Source organism: Micromonospora thermarum (assembly GCF_012034245.1).
In the GTDB taxonomy this organism is placed as follows: Bacteria; Actinomycetota; Actinomycetes; order Mycobacteriales; family Micromonosporaceae; genus Micromonospora; species Micromonospora thermarum.
Map to the genome: position 1 here is coordinate 1 of NZ_JAATEO010000021.1, position 20,040 is coordinate 20,040.

The 20,040-nt window shown below is 73.0% G+C and carries 16 protein-coding genes; 4 read left to right on the forward strand and 12 right to left on the reverse strand.

The features are described from left to right. Positions 1 to 576 precede the first annotated feature (576 nt). The 3 genes from HCJ94_RS19175 to lysS form a co-directional block, all read right to left on the reverse strand. Positions 577 to 3,108 (reverse strand): ATP-dependent Clp protease ATP-binding subunit, encoded by a 2,532-nt coding sequence (locus tag HCJ94_RS19175; RefSeq protein ID WP_168002413.1) that lies wholly within the window; start codon positions 3,106 to 3,108, stop codon positions 577 to 579. Positions 3,109 to 3,674: 566 nt separating this feature from the next. Beyond that, the gene (locus tag HCJ94_RS19180) at positions 3,675 to 4,025 is read right to left on the reverse strand and encodes a histone-like nucleoid-structuring protein Lsr2 (RefSeq protein WP_168002414.1); all 351 of its coding nucleotides are present in this window, start codon (positions 4,023 to 4,025) and stop codon (positions 3,675 to 3,677) included. A gap of 110 nt (positions 4,026 to 4,135) precedes the next feature. Further along, a complete protein-coding gene (gene lysS / locus HCJ94_RS19185) occupies positions 4,136 to 5,644 on the reverse strand; it encodes a lysine--tRNA ligase (protein ID WP_168002415.1) in 1,509 nt (502 codons plus the stop codon). Positions 5,645 to 5,735: 91 nt separating this feature from the next. Here lysS and HCJ94_RS19190 point away from each other — a divergent pair, with 91 nt between their 5' ends. Further along, the gene (locus HCJ94_RS19190) at positions 5,736 to 6,482 is read left to right on the forward strand and encodes a class I SAM-dependent methyltransferase (protein ID WP_168002416.1); all 747 of its coding nucleotides are present in this window, start codon (positions 5,736 to 5,738) and stop codon (positions 6,480 to 6,482) included. A 5-nt stretch (positions 6,483 to 6,487) separates the two neighbouring features. On the opposite strand, the gene HCJ94_RS19195 is transcribed toward HCJ94_RS19190, so the two are convergent. Continuing rightward, the gene (locus HCJ94_RS19195; RefSeq protein ID WP_168002417.1) at positions 6,488 to 7,246 is read right to left on the reverse strand and encodes a type III pantothenate kinase; all 759 of its coding nucleotides are present in this window, start codon (positions 7,244 to 7,246) and stop codon (positions 6,488 to 6,490) included. Between the two features lie 119 nt (positions 7,247 to 7,365). Here HCJ94_RS19195 and HCJ94_RS19200 point away from each other — a divergent pair, with 119 nt between their 5' ends. After that, complete coding sequence (locus HCJ94_RS19200) at positions 7,366 to 8,448, forward strand: DUF5919 domain-containing protein (RefSeq protein ID WP_168002418.1); 1,083 nt, start codon at positions 7,366 to 7,368, stop codon at positions 8,446 to 8,448. A 4-nt stretch (positions 8,449 to 8,452) separates the two neighbouring features. Here HCJ94_RS19200 and nadC read toward each other — a convergent pair whose 3' ends face one another. From nadC to HCJ94_RS19235, 7 genes are all read right to left on the reverse strand, one after another. Then, positions 8,453 to 9,349, reverse strand: coding sequence for a carboxylating nicotinate-nucleotide diphosphorylase (nadC, locus tag HCJ94_RS19205; RefSeq protein ID WP_168002419.1), 897 nt, complete (start codon positions 9,347 to 9,349; stop codon positions 8,453 to 8,455). A gap of 55 nt (positions 9,350 to 9,404) precedes the next feature. Next, positions 9,405 to 11,099, reverse strand: coding sequence for an L-aspartate oxidase (locus HCJ94_RS19210; protein ID WP_168002420.1), 1,695 nt, complete (start codon positions 11,097 to 11,099; stop codon positions 9,405 to 9,407). 106 nt (positions 11,100 to 11,205) lie between these two features. After that, complete coding sequence (locus HCJ94_RS19215; RefSeq protein ID WP_168002421.1) at positions 11,206 to 12,096, reverse strand: septum formation family protein; 891 nt, start codon at positions 12,094 to 12,096, stop codon at positions 11,206 to 11,208. A 192-nt stretch (positions 12,097 to 12,288) separates the two neighbouring features. After that, positions 12,289 to 12,717 carry an aspartate 1-decarboxylase gene (gene panD, locus HCJ94_RS19220; protein ID WP_168002422.1) on the reverse strand — a complete coding sequence of 143 codons (429 nt, stop codon included), beginning with the start codon at positions 12,715 to 12,717 and terminating at the stop codon, positions 12,289 to 12,291. 30 nt (positions 12,718 to 12,747) lie between these two features. Further along, positions 12,748 to 13,596, reverse strand: coding sequence for a pantoate--beta-alanine ligase (panC, locus tag HCJ94_RS19225; RefSeq protein ID WP_168002423.1), 849 nt, complete (start codon positions 13,594 to 13,596; stop codon positions 12,748 to 12,750). Further along, a complete protein-coding gene (locus HCJ94_RS19230) occupies positions 13,593 to 14,534 on the reverse strand; it encodes a Rossmann-like and DUF2520 domain-containing protein (protein ID WP_168002424.1) in 942 nt (313 codons plus the stop codon). The genes panC and HCJ94_RS19230 overlap by 4 nt, the downstream gene beginning before the upstream one ends. A 160-nt stretch (positions 14,535 to 14,694) precedes the next feature. After that, the gene (locus tag HCJ94_RS19235; RefSeq protein ID WP_168002425.1) at positions 14,695 to 15,957 is read right to left on the reverse strand and encodes a phytase; all 1,263 of its coding nucleotides are present in this window, start codon (positions 15,955 to 15,957) and stop codon (positions 14,695 to 14,697) included. A gap of 54 nt (positions 15,958 to 16,011) precedes the next feature. Here HCJ94_RS19235 and HCJ94_RS19240 point away from each other — a divergent pair, with 54 nt between their 5' ends. Both HCJ94_RS19240 and HCJ94_RS19245 read left to right on the forward strand, forming a co-directional pair. Then, entirely contained in the window at positions 16,012 to 17,139 is a 1,128-nt protein-coding gene (locus HCJ94_RS19240) for an SAM-dependent methyltransferase (RefSeq protein ID WP_168002426.1), read from the forward strand. Then, complete coding sequence (locus HCJ94_RS19245; protein ID WP_205801551.1) at positions 17,136 to 18,302, forward strand: NADH-quinone oxidoreductase subunit D; 1,167 nt, start codon at positions 17,136 to 17,138, stop codon at positions 18,300 to 18,302. The genes HCJ94_RS19240 and HCJ94_RS19245 overlap by 4 nt, the downstream gene beginning before the upstream one ends. A 19-nt stretch (positions 18,303 to 18,321) precedes the next feature. Here HCJ94_RS19245 and HCJ94_RS19250 read toward each other — a convergent pair whose 3' ends face one another. Then, positions 18,322 to 20,013, reverse strand: coding sequence for a hypothetical protein (locus HCJ94_RS19250; protein ID WP_168002428.1), 1,692 nt, complete (start codon positions 20,011 to 20,013; stop codon positions 18,322 to 18,324). Positions 20,014 to 20,040: the final 27 nt, after the last annotated feature.

Consider the following 20,040-nt stretch of genomic DNA (forward strand, 5'->3'; position numbering starts at 1 on the left):
CAAAAAAGGGGGGACAGCGCCGGCGCGCTAGGAAAGGTGGACCAGCCCGGCGGAGGTGCTCGGGCGTCCGGGGGGATCAACCCGGCCTGCTGCTCGGGCGTCCCGCAGATGTAACCGACCCGGGTCCCGGGCCATTCCGGGTCCCCGGGGCCCGGACTCCACCCCCGCCGGAGGCGGGCAGCGGACCGAGCCGGGCACGGGGCCCTGCGGTCACGGCATGTACAACGACCCGACCCACCCACCGATTCCACGACGAGGGTGGCCCCGACCACGGCACACCCCACCCGAAACCGGACACGCACCCCTGACGCCCCAACCGGAACCGGACATCCCACCCAAGACCACCCCGGCGGCCGGATGCGACGCAACCACACCATCGGGATCTTGGAAGGCAATGACGGGCCCAAGGGAAGGCATGCCGGCGGCACCGCTTCGATCATCGGGACCGGCAGGGCCGCGCCGACCAACCGTCGCGACCCCTCGCGGCGGGTTCATCGGGTTGGCGACGAACGCAGACAGGGCGACGGCCCGGTGGCGGTTGCCACCGGGCCGTCGCCCGTCGTGCGGTGTGTGCGCTTACTCGTCCGCGCCAGCGGTGGCCGCGCCACCGAGGTCGGCCGGGACGGCGTCCGGCACCTCGACCGGCTTGTCCGCACCGCGGAAGACGAGCTTGGACTTGTCGATGTTGTTCGGGTCGCCCTCGCAGTCCACCACGACGATCTGACCCGGGGTCAGCTCGTTGAAGAGGATCCGCTCGGACAGGTTGTCCTCGATGTCGCGCTGGATCGTGCGACGCAGCGGACGCGCACCGAGCACCGGGTCGAAGCCCTTGGTCGCCAGGTACTTCTTGGCGTTCTCGGTCAGCTCGAGACCCATGTCCTTGTTCCTCAGCTGGGTCTCGATGCGGGAGATCATGATGTCGACGATCGACAGGATCTCCTGCTGACGCAGCTGGTGGAAGACGATGGTGTCGTCGATCCGGTTGAGGAACTCGGGCCGGAAGTGCTGCTTGAGCTCGTCGTTGACCTTCTGCTTCATCCGGTCGTAGTTCGACTCGGAGTCCTCAGAGGCCTGGAAGCCCAGCGACACCGCCTTGGCGACGTCCCGCGTGCCGAGGTTGGTGGTCAGGATGATGACCGTGTTCTTGAAGTCCACGATCCGGCCCTGACCGTCGGTGAGCCGACCGTCCTCCAGGATCTGGAGCAGCGTGTTGAACACGTCCGGGTGGGCCTTCTCGATCTCGTCGAAGAGGACCACCGAGAACGGCCGACGCCGCACCTTCTCGGTCAGCTGCCCGCCCTCGTCGTAGCCGACGTAGCCGGGAGGGGCACCCACCAGCCGGGACACCGTGTACCGGTCGTGGAACTCGGACATGTCCAGCTGGATCAGCGCGTCCTCGCTGCCGAACAGGAACTCGGCGAGCGCCTTGGACAGCTCGGTCTTACCGACACCGGACGGGCCGGCGAAGATGAACGAGCCGGAGGGGCGCTTCGGGTCCTTCAGGCCGGCCCGCGTACGCCGGATGGCCTTCGAGACCGCCTTGACCGCGTCCTCCTGGCCGATGACGCGCTTGTGCAGCTCGTCCTCCATGCGCAGCAGGCGCGAGGTCTCCTCCTCGGTCAGCTTGTAGACCGGGATGCCGGTCCAGTTGCCGAGCACCTCGGCGATCTGCTCGTCGTCGACCTCGCTGACGACGTCCAGGTCACCGGCCTTCCACTCCTTCTCCCGCTGCGCCTTCTGACCGAGGAGCTGCTTCTCCTTGTCACGCAGCTGGGCGGCGCGCTCGAAGTCCTGCGCGTCGATCGCGGACTCCTTGTCGCGGCGCACCTGGGCGATGCGCTCGTCGAAGTCGCGCAGGTCTGGCGGCGCGGTCATCCGGCGGATCCGCATCCGGGCACCGGCCTCGTCGATCAGGTCGATCGCCTTGTCCGGCAGGAAGCGGTCGGAGATGTACCGGTCGGCCAGCGTGGCGGCGGCCACCAGCGCGGCGTCGGTGATGCTCACCCGGTGGTGCGCCTCGTAGCGGTCGCGCAGGCCCTTGAGGATCTCGATGGTGTGGGCCAGCGACGGCTCACCCACCTGGATCGGCTGGAAGCGGCGCTCGAGAGCGGCGTCCTTCTCCAGGTGCTTGCGGTACTCGTCGAGCGTGGTCGCGCCGATGGTCTGCAGCTCGCCACGGGCCAGCATCGGCTTGAGGATGCTCGCCGCGTCGATCGCGCCCTCGGCGGCACCCGCGCCGACCAGGGTGTGGATCTCGTCGATGAAGAGGATGATGTCGCCCCGGGTGCGGATCTCCTTGAGCACCTTCTTGAGGCGCTCCTCGAAGTCACCGCGGTAGCGGGAACCGGCGACCAGCGCACCGAGGTCGAGCGTGTAGAGCTGCTTGTCCTTCAGAGTCTCGGGCACCTCGCCCTTGATGATCTTCTGGGACAGCCCCTCCACCACGGCGGTCTTGCCGACGCCGGGCTCACCGATCAGGACCGGGTTGTTCTTGGTACGGCGGGAGAGCACCTGCATGACCCGCTCGATTTCCTTCTCGCGCCCGATGACCGGGTCGAGCTTGCCCTCGCGGGCGGCCTGGGTCAGGTTACGGCCGAACTGGTCCAGCACGAGGCTGGTCGACGGCGCGGCCTCACCCGGCGCGGCACCGGCCGCGGCGGGCTCCTTGCCCTGGTAGCCCGAGAGCAGCTGGATCACCTGCTGGCGGACCCGGTTGAGGTCGGCCCCCAGCTTGACCAGCACCTGGGCGGCGACGCCCTCGCCCTCACGGATCAGACCGAGCAGGATGTGCTCCGTGCCGATGTAGTTGTGGCCGAGCTGCAGCGCCTCACGCAGCGACAGCTCCAGCACCTTCTTGGCCCGCGGCGTGAACGGGATGTGCCCGCTCGGCGCCTGCTGGCCCTGGCCGATGATCTCCTCGACCTGCTGACGGACGCCCTCGAGGGAGATGCCGAGGCTCTCCAGGGCCTTTGCCGCGACACCCTCACCCTCGTGGATCAGGCCCAGCAGGATGTGCTCCGTACCGATGTAGTTGTGGTTGAGCATCCGGGCCTCTTCCTGGGCCAGGACGACAACCCGTCGCGCTCGGTCGGTGAACCGCTCGAACATGCCCTCGTGCTCCTCACGTGCCGTGCGCCTTGATGGTCTAGATCTTGGCGGGGCCGGTGCGCGGACGTCCGGGACGGGCGTCCTTGCCTCATTACTCTATCGCCGCGGACCGACTCAGCTGAGGTCGTGTGTCCCCGCCAAATGCCGTGTACGCGTCGTTTTGCACAACCGTCCGCGCTCAGAAGGTGTTCCGGTAGCCCGGCCTCTACGCGCAGAGCGAAATTCGGCGACCTCCCGGACACCGCCCAGAGGGCGTACGGGGGCGCCTCAAGACCCGGATCCGAGCCGCCAGGACCCGTCCACAGGCTGTGGACAGGATCCCCACCGGCTGTGGACAACGCCCGTCCCCCCGGGTTTCTTCCCCATGGACCGGCCCGCGTTCCGCCCACCGGCGCGACACGCGCCGCCCTCCGGCGTCGACCGCCGGCCCACCGCCCGGGCCCGCGGGCCCGCCCCCGGATCCGCCGTCCGGGCCGACCGGGAGCCAGGGCGTCCGGGGCAGCCCGGAAAACGGCGACGCCGGCCCGGAGCGGTGCTCCGGACCGGCGTCGAGGCCGCGCGATTGCTCAGTGGCCGGCGCGGGAGTGGTACTCGTCGACGATCTCCTGGGGGATGCGGCCCCGGTCGGAGATGTCCTTGCCGGCCTTCTTGGCCCAGGCGCGGATCGCCCTGTTCTGCTCGCGGTCGGCGGTGGCGCCGCCCCGGCCCCGGGCGGCCCGGCCACCCACGACCACGCCGCCCCGGCCGACCTTGCTGCCGTGGGCGATGTACGGAGCGAATACGTCCCGCAATTTCTCGGCGTTGGCGCTCGACAGGTCGATCTCGTACTGAACGCCGTCCAGGGCGAACTTGACGGTCTCGTCAGCGTCCCCGCCGTCCAGGTCATCGACCAGCTTATGAATGATCTGCTTGGCCACGTCCCACATTCCTTTCGAGCAGGGTGCACCTGCGTATCGCAGGCAACAATAACCCGTATGGCGCGCGGCGCGTCAATAGGATGCGGTAAAGAGTCGGAGAGGTCGACCGCTCACTCGGGGCGGACCAGCGGGAACAGGATGGTTTCCCGAATTCCCAGGCCGGTCAGCGACATGAGTAGCCGGTCGATTCCCATTCCCATGCCGCCGGCCGGCGGCATTCCGTACTCCATCGCCCGGAGAAAGTCCTCGTCGAGCCGCATGGCCTCGTCGTCACCGCGCGCGGCGAGCTGCGCCTGCGCCACCAGGCGCTCCCGCTGCACCACCGGGTCCACCAGCTCCGAGTACCCCGTGCCGAGCTCGAAACCGAGCACGTAGAGGTCCCACTTCTCGGCCAGCCCCGGTTCGCTGCGGTGCGCCCGGACCAACGGGCTGGTCTCCTCCGGGTAGTCGCGGACGAAGGTGGGCTCGATCAGACCTGGGACGACCAGTTCCTCGAACAGTTCCTCGGCGAGCTTCCCCGGACCCCACTTCGGGTCGACCGCGAGGCCCACCTTGTCGGCGTACTCGACCAGGCGCGCCCGCTCGGTGCGGACGGTGACCTCTTCGCCGAGCGCTTCGGAAAGGGACCCGAAGAGGGTCACCGAACGCCACTCACCGCCGAGGTCGAACTCCCGGCCGTCCGCGTGGGTCACCACGGTCGAGCCGCTGACCGCGATCGCCGCCCGCTGGACGAGATAGCGAGTCAGCTCGGCGATCGTGTCGTAGTTGCCGTAGGCCTCGTACGCCTCCAGCATGGCGAACTCGGGAGAGTGCGAGGAGTCGATCCCCTCATTACGGAAGTTGCGGTTGATCTCGAAGACCCGGTCGACACCGCCCACCAGCGCGCGCTTGAGAAACAGTTCCGGCGCGATTCGCAGATACAGATCGGTGTCGAGCGCATTGCTGTGGGTCACGAATGGGCGGGCGGCCGCACCGCCGTGCAGCAACTGGAGCATCGGGGTCTCGACCTCGATGTAGCCCCGCTCGTGCAGCGAATCGCGCAGGCTGCGGACGGCGGTCGCCCGGGTACGCACCATCTGGCGCGCCTGCGGACGCACGATGAGGTCGACGTAGCGCTGCCGGACCCGGGCCTCCTCGCTCAGCGGCTTGTGCGCCACCGGCAGCGGGCGCAGCGCCTTGGCGGTGACCGCCCACTCCTCCGTCAGGACGGACAGCTCGCCGCGCCGGCTGGTGATCACCTCGCCGGTCACCCCGACCTGGTCGCCCAGGTCCACCAGGCGCTTCCAGTCCTCCAGCCGCTGCGCGCCGACCCGGTCCAGGGAGAGCATCGCCTGCAACTCGGTGCCGTCGCCGTCCCGGAGGGTGGCGAAGCAGAGCTTGCCGGTGTTGCGGATGAAGATCACCCGGCCGGTGACCGAGACGCGGTCCCCGGTGGCCGTGTCGGTGGGCAGGTCGGCGTACTTCTGCCGGATCGCGGCCAGCGTGCTGGTACGCGGGTAGCCGAGCGGGTACGGCTCGACGCCGTCGGCGAGCATCCGGTCCCGCTTCTCCCGGCGGACCTTCATCTGCTCGGGAAGGTCGTCGGCGGGGTCCACTGGCACGGCGTTCTGCTCGGTCACGGCACGCTTCCTCAGAAGGAGAATTCGGGCGGGTACAGGCCCCGAGCGTACTCAAGGGTCTGCGCGGTGGTTACCGGATAACCTGCCCGCCATGACTCACCCCACTGAGGCGCTGTCGTTCGGTGCTGCCGCAGCCGACTACGACCGGTACCGCCCCCGCTATCCCGAGGCCGCGCTGCGCTGGGCGCTGGAGGGCCTCGCCGCGCCCGCCCGGACGGTCGACCTGGGCGCCGGCACCGACATCCTCGCCCGCGGCCTGCTCGCCCTCGGCCACGAGGTGACCGCCGTCGAACCCGACCCGGGGATGCGGGCGCGGTTCGCGGCGACCACTCCGGACGCGCCGGCGCTGGCCGGCAGCGCGGAGTCGGTCCCGCTCCCCGACGGGTACGCCGACGCGGTGCTGGTCGGTCAGGCGTACCACTGGTTCGACCGGGAGCGGGCGCACCCGGAGATCGCCCGGGTGCTGCGGCCGGGCGGGGTCTTCGCGGCGATCTGGAACCTGCGCGACGACCGGGTCGGGTGGGTGGACGAGCTGAGCCGCATCGCCGAGATCGGGGACACCGTGGACCACCTGCGGGAGTTCGTGACGGGGTTCAGCGCCCACTTCAGCGAGCCGGAGTGGGCCGAGTTCCCGCACGCCACCACGCTGACCCCGGACGAGCTGCTCGGAATGGTCCGGACCCGTTCGCACTACCTGGTCGCCGACCGGGAACGGCGGGCGCGGGTCGACCGGGAGCTGCGCGACCTGCTCGACACGCACCCGGATCTGACCGGCCGGACGGCGATCGACCTGCCGTACCGCACGCTGGCCATCCGCGCCCGGACGGTGCGGTCGTAGCCCGCTCAGACGTTGCGGTCGTAGACCATCCGCAGGCCGATCAGGGTGATCATCGGCTCGTGGTGGGTGATCGTCCGGCACTCGTTGATCACCAGGGAGGCCAGGCCGCCGGTGGCGATCACCGCCTTCACCTCGCCCAGCTCCTCGCTCATCCGCTCGACGATCCGGTCCACCTGGCCGGCGAAGCCGAAGTAGAGGCCGGCCTGGAGGCACTCGACGGTGTTCTTCCCGATCACCGAGCGCGGCCGGGTCGCCTCGACCTTGCGTAGCTGGGCGGCGCGGGCGGCGAGCGCGTCGAAGGAGATCTCGATGCCGGGCGCGAACGCACCGCCCAGGAACTCGCCCCGGGCGCTGATCACGTCGAAGTTGGTGGTGGTGCCGAAGTCCACGACGATTGACGGCCCGCCGTAGAGGGTGTGGGCGGCCAGCGTGTTGACCACCCGGTCGGCACCGACCTCCTTGGGGTTGTCGATCGCGAGCTGCACGCCGGTGCGCACCCCCGGCTCGACGATCACGTGCGGCAGGTCGGCGTAGTAGCGGTCGAGCATCGTTCGCAGCGAGCGCAGCGCGGCGGGCACGGTCGAGCAGGCGGCCACCCCGGTGATCTCGACGGCGTCGCCGGCCAGCAGGCCGCGGAACATCAGGCCCAGCTCGTCCGCCGTCGACCGCGCATCGGTCTTGATCCGCCACGAATGCACCAGCTTGTCACCGTCGAACGTCGCCAGGACGGTGTTGGTGTTTCCGATGTCGATGCAGAGCAGCACGCTCGCAGCCTAGACAACGCCGATATCGGCGAAGCGCGCAGCGGCCGGTGAACCGTATCCTGGTCCACATCGCGACATGAACATCGGTCTATCCACGGCGCGCCGGACGGGGAGCGGACATGTCGGGGATCTGGTGGATCCGCGGGCGCAACGCGTTGCGCCGGCGCCGCCGGCACGTGCTCGTCCTCGCCGCCCTGGCCGGCGGGGCGCTCTGGATGGTCGTCCAGGCCTGGCGGTCCGGGCAGACCTTCCGGGGTGACCTCTACCTGAACGTCGGCGCCGCGCTGATCATGACCCTGCTGACGTACGTCGTGCTGAACCCGCTCTTCCGGGAACTCCAGACCGCCAGCATCATCGAGCACCCCCGCCTCGACCGGGACGCCCTGATCGAGCGGGTGGCCCAGTCCCGGGAGACGGTGGCGATCCTGGAGACGTGGACCAGCATGTTGGAGGGCCCGTACGCGGCCCGGTTCTCCGACGCGCTGCGGTGCGCCCTCGCCAACGGCGCCACCGTACGGATGCTGCTGCTCGACCCGGACTCGCCGGCGGTCCGGCTGCGGGGCGCGGAGCTGCGCCGGCGGGACGCCTCGGTGGCGATCCTCAACAACATCTGGCACCTGGCGCGGCTCCGGGAGGACCTGCCGGAGTCCAGCCGGGCGCGCCTTCAGGTGCGGGTCTACAACGCCGCGCCGTCGGTGCAGATGTACCGCTGGGACGGCAAGGCGTTCATCTCGTTCTTCCCGGTCCGGGGCAGCACCTTCGACACCCAGCAGATCGAGGCGTACGTCTCCACGCCGCTCGGTGAGTTCGTGGCCGACCGGTTCACCGAGCTGTGGGAGACCGCCCCGGTCCAGGATCTCGAGTCCTGCCTGACGCTGCGGCTGTGCCTGCGCCAGGCCGGGCGGGAGCTGGAGACCTGCGAGGCGCTCTACGTCCGGGTCGACGGCGACTGGTACATCGCCGGGCGCGACCTGGTCCGCAACGTCGCCCGCCACGGCCTCGGCGGGCTGACCGTCGTCCTGGAGCGGCCGGAGGCCGCCGGCGAGGTGTTCGACCTCGGGGAGGCCGACGAGCTGGCCCCGGAGGTGTACCGCCGGGTGGTGGAGCTGTTCCGCGCCAAGTACGGCCTCGACGGCCGGCACGACACCGAGAACCGGGTGATCTTCAACCTGGTGGACCCGCGGCTGACCCGCGCCGCGTGACGGGTCACTCCGTCCGCAGGTCCAGGGCGATGTCCAGGATGGGCGAGGAGTGGGTGAGCGCCCCCACCGACAGGAAGTCCACGCCGGTGGCCGCGTACTCCGCCGCCACGCCCAGCGTCAGCCCGCCGGTCGCCTCCAGCTGGGCCCGGTTCCCGACCGCGCACACCACCTCGCGCAGCATCTCCGGTCTCATGTTGTCGAGCAGCAGGAAGTCCGCCCCCGCCTCGACCGCCTGGATCGCCTCGGCGACCGTGTCGACCTCCACCTGCACCGGCACGTCCGGGAACGCCGCGCGGACCCGGCGGAACGCCGCCGCGACCCCGCCCGCCGCCAGCTTGTGGTTGTCCTTCACCATCGCGACGTCGTGCAGGCCCATCCGCTTGTTGGTGCCACCGCCGGCGCGGACCGCGTACTTCTCCAGCGCCCGCAGCCCCGGCGTCGTCTTGCGGGTGTCGAGCACCATCGCCTTCGTACCGGCCACCGCGTCCGCCCAGGCCCGGGTGTGGGTGGCCACCCCGGACATCCGGGAGAGCAGGTTGAGCGCGGTGCGCTCGGCGGTGAGCAGCAGCCGGGTCGGGCCGGTCACCGTCGCCAGCACGTCGCCGCGGGCCACCCGCTGCCCGTCGTGGGCCACCAGGGACACCCGCACCGTACCGGCGGCGCCGGTCACCTCCCCCACCAGCTCGAACACGGCGGCCGCCACCGGCAGCCCGGCCACCACGCCGTCGGCGCGGGCCACGAGGTCGGCCGTGTCCGTCTGGGTGTCGGGGATGGTGGCGACGCTGGTGACGTCGAGGAAGTCCGGGCCCAGGTCCTCGACGAGCGCGTCGGTCACCACCCGGCGTACCCGCTCCGGGTCCAGGCCGGCGTCGCGCAACGCCCGCTCGGTCGCCTCCGTCACTGTGCCTCCTTCGTTCGCGACTGCGAGGCTCGCAAACCCGGCTCGCTCCTCGCGCTCACCGTGTCTCCTCCCACTCTCGCGTCAGCCGGCCCTGCGCCCCGATCGAGCCGACCAGGTGGCCGTGCCACCGCTCGTCGGCGACCGGGAAGTCCTCCCGCCAGTGGCAACCCCGGGTCTCCTCGCGGGCGTACGCGGCGGCCACCAGCGTCGACGCCACGGTGAGCAGGTTCGTGGCCTCCCAGTCCGGGGTGCGCGGCGTGCCCCGGCTGTCGCCCAGGGCGCCCAGCGTGGCCGCCGTCTCGGCCAGCGTGGCGGCCGACCGCAGCACGCCGGCGCCCCGGGTCATCGCCCGTTGCAGGGCCGGTGTCCCGGTGGCCGGCAGCACCCACCCCTCGCCGCCGGTCCAGGCCCCGGTGCCCGCCGGCTTCGCCTGCTCCGGCAGGCCGGTCGCCAGGTCGTCGGCGATCCGCCGGGAGAACACCAACCCCTCCAGGAGGGAGTTGCTGGCCAGGCGGTTCGCGCCGTGCACGCCCGTGCAGGCGACCTCGCCGCAGGCGTACAGGCCGGGGATCGAGGTGCGGCCGTGCAGGTCGGTGCGGACGCCGCCGGACGCGTAGTGGGCGGCCGGGGCGACCGGGATCAGGTCGGTCGCCGGGTCGACGCCGATGGCCAGGCAGGAGGCGACGATCGTGGGGAACCGCCGGGCGAGGAACTCGCCGCCGAGGTGCCGGGCGTCGAGGAAGACGTGGTCCGCCCCGGTGGCGAGGAGCACCCGGTGGATGCCCTTGGCGACCACGTCCCGGGGCGCCAGCTCGGCCAGCTCGTGCTGCCCGACCATGAACCGCTTGCCGTCGCCGTCCACGAGGTACGCGCCCTCGCCGCGCAGCGCCTCGGAGACCAGCGGCTGCTGGGCGTGCCCGGCGCCGGGCGTCCGGGCGTGCTCCGGGACGATGAGCGCGGTGGGGTGGAACTGGACGAACTCCACGTCGGTGACGGCGGCACCGGCCCGCAGGGCGAGCGCCACCCCGTCGCCGGTGGAGACCGCCGGGTTGGTGGTGGCCGCGAAGATCTGGCCCATCCCGCCGGTGGCGAGCACCACGGCGCGGCCCAGGATCGCGCCGACGCCGTCCTCGCTGCCCTCGCCGAGCACGTGCAGCGTGACGCCGCAGGCCGGGCCGAGCCCGTCCGGGCCGTCACCGGGCGCCCGGAGCAGGTCCAGCACCAGGGCGTGCTCGACCAGGCGGATCCACGGGTCCCGGCGGACGGCGGCGTGCAGCGCCCGCTGCACCTCGGCCCCGGTGGCGTCGCCGCCGGCGTGCACGATGCGGTCCGCCCGGTGCCCGCCCTCGCGGGTCAGCATCAGCGAGCCGTCCGGGTTGCGGTCGAACTCGGCGCCGATCCGCATGAGCTCGCGGAGGCGGGTCGGCCCCTCCTCGACCAGGACGCGGACCGCCGCCGGGTCGCACAGCCCGACGCCGGCGATCTCGGTGTCCGAGGCGTGCGCCGCCGGGGTGTCGTGGGGGTCGAGCACCGCCGCGATGCCGCCCTGCGCCCAGCGGGTGGAGCCCTCCTCGATGTCGACCTTGGTGACGACCGTGACGTGCAGGCCCGCCTCCCGCAGGTGCAGCGCGGCGGTCAGCCCGGCGACGCCCGAGCCGACGACGACCACGTCGGTCGTCTCCACCCAGCCGGGGGCCGGGGCCGCCAGCAGGCGGGGCAGGGCCGGCAGGTCGACGGTCGGTAGGTCCATGCCACCAGTCAACCCGAAGGTGCCTCACGCGGGGCGGCGGGGGCGGGACGAGTGGTTTGGGCTACGCCGTGCCCGGCGCGGCCGGTGCGCGCCGGACGCCCGGTCCTCAGCGGGAACGGACCGGCAGGCCGGTCGCGCCCGCGCCCTTGAGCGAGCCGGTCACCGTCCGGTCGCTGAGCCACAGGTAGCAGCGCACGCCCCGGTCGCCGACCCGCCACCGGCCCGCCCCGGGCGGGCGGACCACCACGTCGGCGCGGAACCGCAGCGTCAGGTCGTCGGGTACGCCGGCGTACCGGGCGATCGTGCTGCGGCAGCCCGCGTAGAGGGGTGCCCAGTCGGCGTCCCGGGCCGGGTACGGGCGATCCGGTGCCCGCCACACCCCCACGAACTCGGCGTCGTGGCGGGTGCCGCAATCCACCGGGAGCAGTGTCGCCACGCCCCCGCCCCGGTCGCGCCGGCTCTGCTGGCAGCCGAGCCGCAACGGCGACGGGCCGGCCAGCGCGCCCCGGAGACTGCCGGTGCGGGTGACCACGGTGGCGGCGGCCTCGGTGGTGGTCACCTCGGCCAGGTCGCACCGGTACCAGCGGGAGCCGGACGTCCAGCCGGGAGCCGACGGCACCGCCACCGACAGCCGCAGCCGGCCGGCGCGCCAGTCGTCGCCCACGTACGCCGTGGCCCGGGTGTCGCACTCGGCGAACGCGCCCCGGAAGTCGGCCGAACCACCGGCCGGCGGGGCGGCCTGGCCGGCGGGGAACGCCCCCACGTGCACGGCCTCGACCCGGTGCGGTGCCGCACAGTCGACCGGCCGGTACGCCTCCAGCGTCACCACGTCCGCGACGTCGGCGTGGCAGATCCCGCCCTCCGGCGTGAAGGGACCGGCCGCCGGGAACGCCCGCCAGTCGTCGGTCAGATCACCGTCGTCGGGGCCCGCGCACCCGGCCAGCAGCGCTCCCACGACAAGAACCGCGACCACACCGCGCCCGATCCGGTCCCCCACGCCGCCTCCCCAGCCGACGCCCGCCCAACGGGACGGTCTGACCAGAGTAACCATGAATGACGCCCCGGTGACAGACCGCATGTGCGCCCCGAACCCCGCGATCTTGCAGTTTGTGCCCCGACAAACCGGTCGCAACAGCCCGAATGAAGGGCCGAAACTGCAAGATCGCGCGGGGATGGGCGCGGGGTCAGGTCAGGAGAGGGAGGCGGCGAGGGGGTTCGGGATCGGGTTGCCGGCGGTGCCGGGGGCGGCCGTTGTCGGGTCGGTGTTCAGGTGGACGACCTGGTTGTCGGCGTCGACGTGCACGACGCGCGGCTGGTACGTGCGGGCCTCGGCGTCGTCCATCTGCCCGTACGAGATGAGGATGACGAGGTCACCGGGGTGCACCAGGTGGGCGGCGGCGCCGTTGATGCCGATCACGCCGCTGCCCCGCTCGCCCGGGATCACGTACGTCTCCAGCCGGGCGCCGTTGGTGATGTCCACGATCGCCACCTGCTCGCCGGGCAGCAGGTCGGCCGCGTCGAGCAGATCCTCGTCCACCGTCACCGACCCGACGTAGTGCAGGTCGGCCTGGGTCACCGTGGCCCGGTGGATCTTCGACTTGAGCATGGTGCGCAGCATCGGGGCGGCCTTTCCAGGATGTGGTGGGGGTCAGGATCGCGGGGCGAGGTGGACCGGCGCGTTGTCGATCAGGCGGGTGGTGCCGACCCAGCCGGCGACGAGCAGCCGCGCCGGACCGGCCACCGGCCCCGGCTCCAGATCCGGGTCGGTGAGCACCAGGTAGTCCAGCTGCGCGCCGGGCGTACCCGAGCCGAAGGCGGCGTGCGCGGCGGCCAGGACGGCCCCCGCGTCCGCGCCCGCGTCGGCGGCCTCGGCACCCGCGCGCAGCGCCGCCGACAGGCTCAGGGCGGCCCCGCGCTCGGCCGGCGACAGGTAGCGGTTACGGCTGGACAGCGCCAGCCCGTCCGGCTCCCGGACCGTCGGCACGCCGACGATCTCCACCGGCACGTCGAGGTCGCGGACCATCCGGCGGACCAGGGTCAGCTGCTGGTAGTCCTTCTCGCCGAAGAAGGCCAGGTCCGGGCGGGTGAGCTGGAGCAGCTTCAGCACCACGGTGAGCACACCGTGGAAGAAGCCGGGCCGGCTCTGCCCCTCCAGCTCCTCGCCGAGCTGGCCCGGGTTGACCCGGACCCGGGGCTGGCCGTCCGGATACATGTCCGGCACGGCGGGCGCGAAGACCACGTCCGCGCCGGCCCGACGGCAGATCTCCAGGTCGGCGTCCAGCGTGCGCGGGTACCGGTCGAAGTCCTCGTTCGGGCCGAACTGGAGCGGGTTCACGAAGATCGTGACGATCACGCTGTCGGCCCGCTCGCGGGCGGCCCGCAGCAGCGTCTCGTGCCCGGAGTGCAGGGCACCCATGGTCATGACGACGCCGACGTTGCCCTTGAGCCCGTCACGCGCCGCCGCCAGGTCGGCGCGGGTGTGCACCAACTCGGTCACGCGGCCACCTCCCGGTCCCTCCCACTCAGCACGTCCAACAGCGGCTCCGCGTCCATCGGGCGCAGCCGACCGGCCGCGATCGCCCGGTCCGCGGTCCGTCGTGCCAACGCCAGGTAGGGGGCCACGGATTCCGGCGCGGTCGCCGCGAGCCGGGCCAGGTGCCGCTCGACGGTGCCGGCGTCGCCCCGGGAGACCGGGCCGGTCAGGGCGTCGTCGCCGAGGCGCAGCGCGTTCTCCAGGGCCGCCCGCAGCAGCGGGGCGAGCACCTTCTCGGGCTGGCCCACGCCGGCGTCGCGCAGCCGGTCGGCCGCCTCGTTGACCAGGGTCACCAGGTGGTTGGCGCCGTGCGCCAGCGCCGCGTGGTAGAGCGGCCGGTCCGCCTCGCCGATCCACTCCGGCACCCCGCCGAGGTCGGCGACGAGCCGGGCGGCGAGCGGACGCAGCTCCGCCGGGGCCGTCACGCCGTACGAGATGCCGGCCAGGCGGGTCAGGTCGTCCGGCGTACCGGTGAAGGTCATCGCGGGGTGCAGGGCCAGCGGGCGGGCGCCCACCTCGGCGGCCGGGGCCAGCACGGCCAGCCCGTGCGCGCCGGACGTGTGCGCGACCACCTGGCCGGGGCGCAGCGCGCCGCTGCGGGCGAGCCCGGCGACCACGCCGGCGAGCGCGTCGTCCGGCACCGCGAGCAGCAGGAGGTCGGTGGCGGCCCGGGCCACCGAGGTGGCCGAACGGCGCGGGACCGAGGGGAGCAGCAGCGCCAGCCGGGCGCGCGACGCGCCGGACACCGCGGCGGCGGCCACCACCCGGTGGCCGGCGGCGGCGAGGGCGGCCCCCAGGACGGCACCGACCCGGCCGGCGCCGATCACGCCGACGGTCAGGAAACGGGGAGCGGGCGCGTCGACCGGCCGTGCGGCGGGACGCGGGCGCAGGGGAGCGCTCATCGTGACGATCCAGTCCTCGAGAAGGGGTACCGGTCGATCGCAAGTATGCGCCGCAGCGGCGGAGCCGAAACAGAAGGTGTGAAAACCTTCACCAATGGGCCGACAGGGGGTTAAGAAGGGCCCTTCCGCGACCGATGACGTGCGGACGGGGCCCGTCCTCTCACCTCAGGAAGCCGGCGTCCAGGAACTTGAAGTTCGTGTCCGGGCGGGCCTCGCCGTCCCGGCCCGGGGTCTCCGGAGTGTTCCGCCCGTCGTGCACCACCAGCAGGCCGCCCGGGAAGCCGGGCAGCGGCGTCGCGACGACCGCCGCGCCGTCGCACTCCTGCGCGCCGTCCACCCGGCCGTCGACCACGGCGAAGCGGCCCGTCGGGCGGTTGGTGCGCCGGTCGTACGTGTAGAAGCTGTCGTCACCCTGGCTGGACACCACCAGGGTGCCGGTGAGACGGCCCGTCGGGTAGATCGTCAACCCCTCCACGTCCTGCGCGATCCGGCCGCCGAAGCCCGGGTCGGCCGCGTGGTCGGTCACGCAGTCCTCCTCCGGGTCGTAGCTCGCCGGGATCCCGAACTCGCGGACCCGCTCGACCGGCACCGGCGCCTCGGCGAACCGGCCGCCGGCCAGCCGGGTCCGCCACAGGCCGACCTTCTCCTGGGCCAGGTACACGACGCCGGTGGCCGGGTCGACCACCGTCCCCTCCACCTGCGGGCCGTCCCCTGGATCGGTGCACGGCGACCAGGAGCTGCCGTCCGGCAGGGTGAACGTCGACGGCAGCGTCAGCCGGTCCACCGGCCGGTAGGTGACCTGCCCGGCCCGCTCCACCAGCCGGAACACCCCCACCTCCGGGGTGCTGCGCCGGCTGACCACCGCGTACACGCGCCCGTCCCGGTCGGTGAACGTGCCCAGCCCGTACGCGGTCCGCTGGGTGTTCACCTCGGCCTGGTCGCTGCTGAAGGCGTACGGCACATCCGGTGCGGTGACGTCGACCAGCCGCCGGGTCACCGGGTCGATCCGGTAGAAGCGAAGCTGGTCCCGCCCCCGGTCGGTGACGACCGCCAGGTCGACCGCCCGGTGACCGAGCCGGAATCCGCGCACCAGGTCCACGTTGTTGAACCGGCCCGCCTCTTCCTCGGGGCCGGGCGCCGCCGGGGTCGGGATCGACTGCCGCTCCCGCGCCCGCAGGTCGTACACGCGCAGGCCGCCGTTCTTCGCGGTCGCCACGACCAGGCTGCCGGCCGGGTCGGTCGGGTGCACCCAGATCGCCGGGTCGTCGGCGTCCGCGTCACCGCCGGCTTCGTCGTCGAAGAGCGAGGGGGTCTCGGCCACGGCCCGCACCGGCCGGGGCGCGTCGGCGGGCGCGGCGCCGGCCGGGACGCCGGCCAGCAGCAGGGGTACGACCGCCAGGGCGGGGATGGTGAGTAGCCTCATGTGCGCTCACCGTAGGGTCGGTACGGTGACGCACGCTGAAATCAGGATGAACTGATGTCGATGCGCTGGCGGGACGCCATGGACCGGGCGCTCTACGGCCCGGGCGGCTTCTTCGTCTCCGGCCCCGGACCGGCCGACCACTTCCGTACCAGCGTGCACGCCTCGCCGGCGTTCGCCTCAGCCCTGCTCCGCCTGATCCACCAGGTCGACGCAGCCCTCGACCATCCCCCGGCGTTCTCCGTCGTCGACGTCGGGGCGGGGCGCGGTGAACTCGTGCGTTCCCTCGCCGCGCTGGTCACGGCCGCCGCCCGCCCGTTGCCCTCGTCGCCGGGGTCCGCCGGTCCGTCGGCCGCCGCGCCGGTGCCGCTGGCCCAGCGGGTACGGTTCACCGCCGTCGAACTCGCCCCGCGCCCCGAGGACCTGCCCGAGCAGATCACCTGGGTGGCCGAGATCCCCTCCGGCATCACCGGCGTGCTCCTCGCCACCGAGTGGCTCGACAACGTCCCCCTGGACCAGGCAGTTCATGTCGAGGATGCCTGGCGCTACCTCCTGGTGGACCCGGCCTCCGGCGAGGAGACCATCGGCGACCCGGTCAGCTCCGCGGATGCCGAGTGGCTGACCACTTGGTGGCCGGTCCCCGCCAACAGGCCGTCGATCAAGAAGTTTTCGGCTTCGGACGGTCTTGGCGTTGACGAAAAGCTCTTGATCGACGAGGTGGGTGGCCGGGCGGAAGTCGGGCGGAGTCGGGATGAGGCCTGGGCGGACGCTCTGCGACACGTCGACCGGGGACTGGCCGTGGCCGTGGACTACGGGCACCTGCGGGCGGAGCGGCCACTTGACGGGTCGTTGGCCGGGTATCGGGGTGGGCGGCAGGTTCGTCCGGTGCCGGACGGGTCGTGTGATGTCACCGCGCACGTCGCCATGGACTCGGTCGCCTCCGCCGGTGAGCGGGTCGCGCGGTGTGCGTACTCCCTGGTGTCGCAGCGGGAGGCGCTGCGGGCGCTCGGGGCCGACGGCGGGCGACCGCCGCTGAGCCGGGCCGCCGGCGACCCGGCGGGGTACGTGCGGGCGCTGGTCGCCGCGTCGGCGGTGGCGGAGCTAACCGACCCGGCCGGCCTCGGTGGACACTGGTGGCTGCTCCAACCGGTCGGCGTCGCCCTCGACCCGCTCGTGGCACGATGACGGGCATGACCACGGACGCCGACCTCCGCGAACTGACCGTCGGCACCGGCGCCGGCGGGGAGCAACTCGGTGCCGACATGGTGCTCAACATCGGCCCGCAGCACCCGTCCACGCACGGCGTGCTCCGGCTGCGGCTGGTGCTCGACGGCGAGCGGGTGGTGAGCGCCGAGCCGATCGTCGGGTACATGCACCGGGGCGCGGAGAAGCTGTTCGAGGTCCGCGACTACCGGCAGATCATCGTGCTGGCGAACCGGCACGACTGGCTGTCGGCCTTCGCCAACGAGCTCGGTGTGGTGCTCGCCGTGGAACGGCTGATGGGCATGGAGGTGCCGGAGCGGGCCACCTGGCTGCGGATGGCGCTCGCCGAGCTGAACCGCGTGCTCAACCACCTGATGTTCCTCGGCTCGTACCCGCTGGAGATCGGCGCGATCACGCCGATGTTCTACGCGTTCCGTGAGCGGGAGACCCTCCAGGCGGTGATGGAGGAGGCGTCCGGCGGGCGGATCCACTACATGTACAACCGGGTCGGCGGGCTCAAGGAGGAGGTGCCGGCCGGCTGGACCGGCCGGGCCCGGGCGGCCATCGGCGAGGTACGGCGGCGGATGCCGGACCTGGACAACCTGATCCGGCGCAACGAGATCTTCCTGGCCCGCACCGTCGGCGTGGGGGTGCTGTCCGCGGCGGACGCCGCCGCGTTCGGCGCGTCCGGGCCGGTCGCCCGGGCCTCCGGGCTCGACCTGGACCTGCGCCGCGACGAGCCGTACCTGGCGTACGACCAGCTCGACGTGCCGGTGGTGACCCGCACGGCCGGGGACTGCCACGCCCGCTTCGAGATCCTGCTCGACCAGGTGTACGCGTCACTCGACCTCGCCGAGCAGTGCCTGGACCGGGTGGACCGGCTCGCCGGCCCGGTGAACACGCGGCTGCCGAAGGTGCTCAAGGCGCCCGAGGGGCACACCTACGCCTGGACCGAGAATCCGCTCGGCATCAACGGCTACTACCTGGTGTCCCGGGGCGAGAAGACGCCGTGGCGGCTCAAGCTGCGCACCGCGTCGTACGCCAACGTGCAGGCGCTGGCCACGCTGCTGCCCGGCTGCCTGGTCCCGGACCTCATCGCGATCCTCGGCTCGATGTTCTTCGTGGTCGGCGACATCGACAAGTAGGCGGGGCGGCCCGCCGGGGTCAGCGCCAGCGGTCGGTCGAGCGGGGGCCACCGGCACGGGGGGCGTCGTCCCGGGGCGGGTAGCCGTAGCGGCCGGGCTCGGGCGCCCGTTCGGGTTCCGGCTGCCGCTGCCGGGGAACCCGCCACTCGTCCGGCACCGGCACTCCACCGGCCGGCAGCGCCGCCCGGTCCTCCGGCTCGGCCCACGCGCCCCGCCACGCGTCCGCGCGGTCCCGCCCCGGCTCGTCCCGGCGGACCGACGCCCACCGGTCCGCCACCCGGAACTCGGTGCCCGTCTGGTCGGCGAGCACCTCGGCCCGCCGCTCGCCCATCCGCATCTCGCGACCCCGGTCGTCCTCGCGGACGGCCGCCCACCGGTCCCCGGCGCGGAGCTGCGACCAGTACTCGCCGTCCTCGCCATCACCGTCCGGCTCGCTCGACCGCCCCCGGCCGTACGCCTCGGCGGACGTGTCCCAGGACTGCTCACCGCCCCAGCCGCGGTCGTCGCGCTGCTCCGACCAGCCGCGATCGTCCCATTGCTGCCCGGCTCGGGCGGGCTCGTCGCGCTCGCCCCACCCGCGGTCGTCGCGCCGGTTGCGCTCGTCGCGGCCCGACCACGACCGGTCGTCGGTGTCCGGTTGACCGGACCAGGAACGGTCCTCGCCGTCCCCGGTCCACGGCCGCTCCTCCGGGCCGGGCGACCAGCGGCCGGCGTACCCGCCGTACCGGGTGCCGGTCTCGCCGAGCACCGGGCCGCCACCGTCCACGATGGTGTGCCGGGTCGTGACGTGCACGGTCTCGGTGTGCCGCACCACTCCCATCGGCCGGTGACCGGGTTGGGCGTCGTCCGCCGGCCAGGGGCCGTAGCCCGCCCGCTCGGCGCCGTAGCCGGTGCCCGAGCGCTCACCGCCGTAGGTGCCGCCGGAACGCTCCCCGCCGTACGTGCCGCCCGGGGCATGGTCGCCGCCGCCGTAGGTGCCGCCCGAGGAACGGTCAGCGCCGCCGTAGATGCCGCCCGAGGAGCGGTCGCCGCCGCCGTAGGTGCCGCCCGAGGAACGGTCGCCGCCGCCGTAGGTGCCGCCGGCGGAGCGGTCGCCACCCCCGTAGACGCCCGGCGCAGGGCGGTCACCGCCGTACACGCCGGCCGAGCCGGTGGCCGGTCGGTCACCGCCGTAGACACCCGCCGAGCCGGTCGCCAGGCGGTCGTTCGGGTGCGGGTCGGCGCGCCAGGCCGTGCCCTCGTCATCGCCCTCCGAGCCACCCCAGCGGGGATCCTCGGCCGGCTCGTCGGCGGCGCCCACCCGGGCGCGGCCCGCGCTACCCACGTCGGCCGGCCCGGCGAGGGCCGCGGTGCCGGCGTCGAGACGCCGGCGCAGGGCCCCGACCGCCTCCTGGGCCCGGTGAGCCTGGTCGAGGGCCTGGTTGCCGCGCTGGGCGGTGGCCACGATCTCCCCGCGCAACTCCCGCCGAAGCTCCTCGATCTCCTCGCGCAGTTCCTCGCTCGCCGTGCCGCCGTCGGCCCGCAACGCGATCGACAACCCGATCAGCACCACGGCCAGGATCGCAAGGACGGCTGCGAAGCGTAGCGGGCCGTTACCGTCCGCGACGAGAAGGATCAGCGCCGCGACCGGCGCAAGGGCCACGCCGACCCAGAAAAGCACCGTCAGCAGGGACGGATTACGGGTGTCGGTGGTGTCGGCCGGGGCGGGCATGGCTGTGCAGCCTACCGAGAGTTGCGT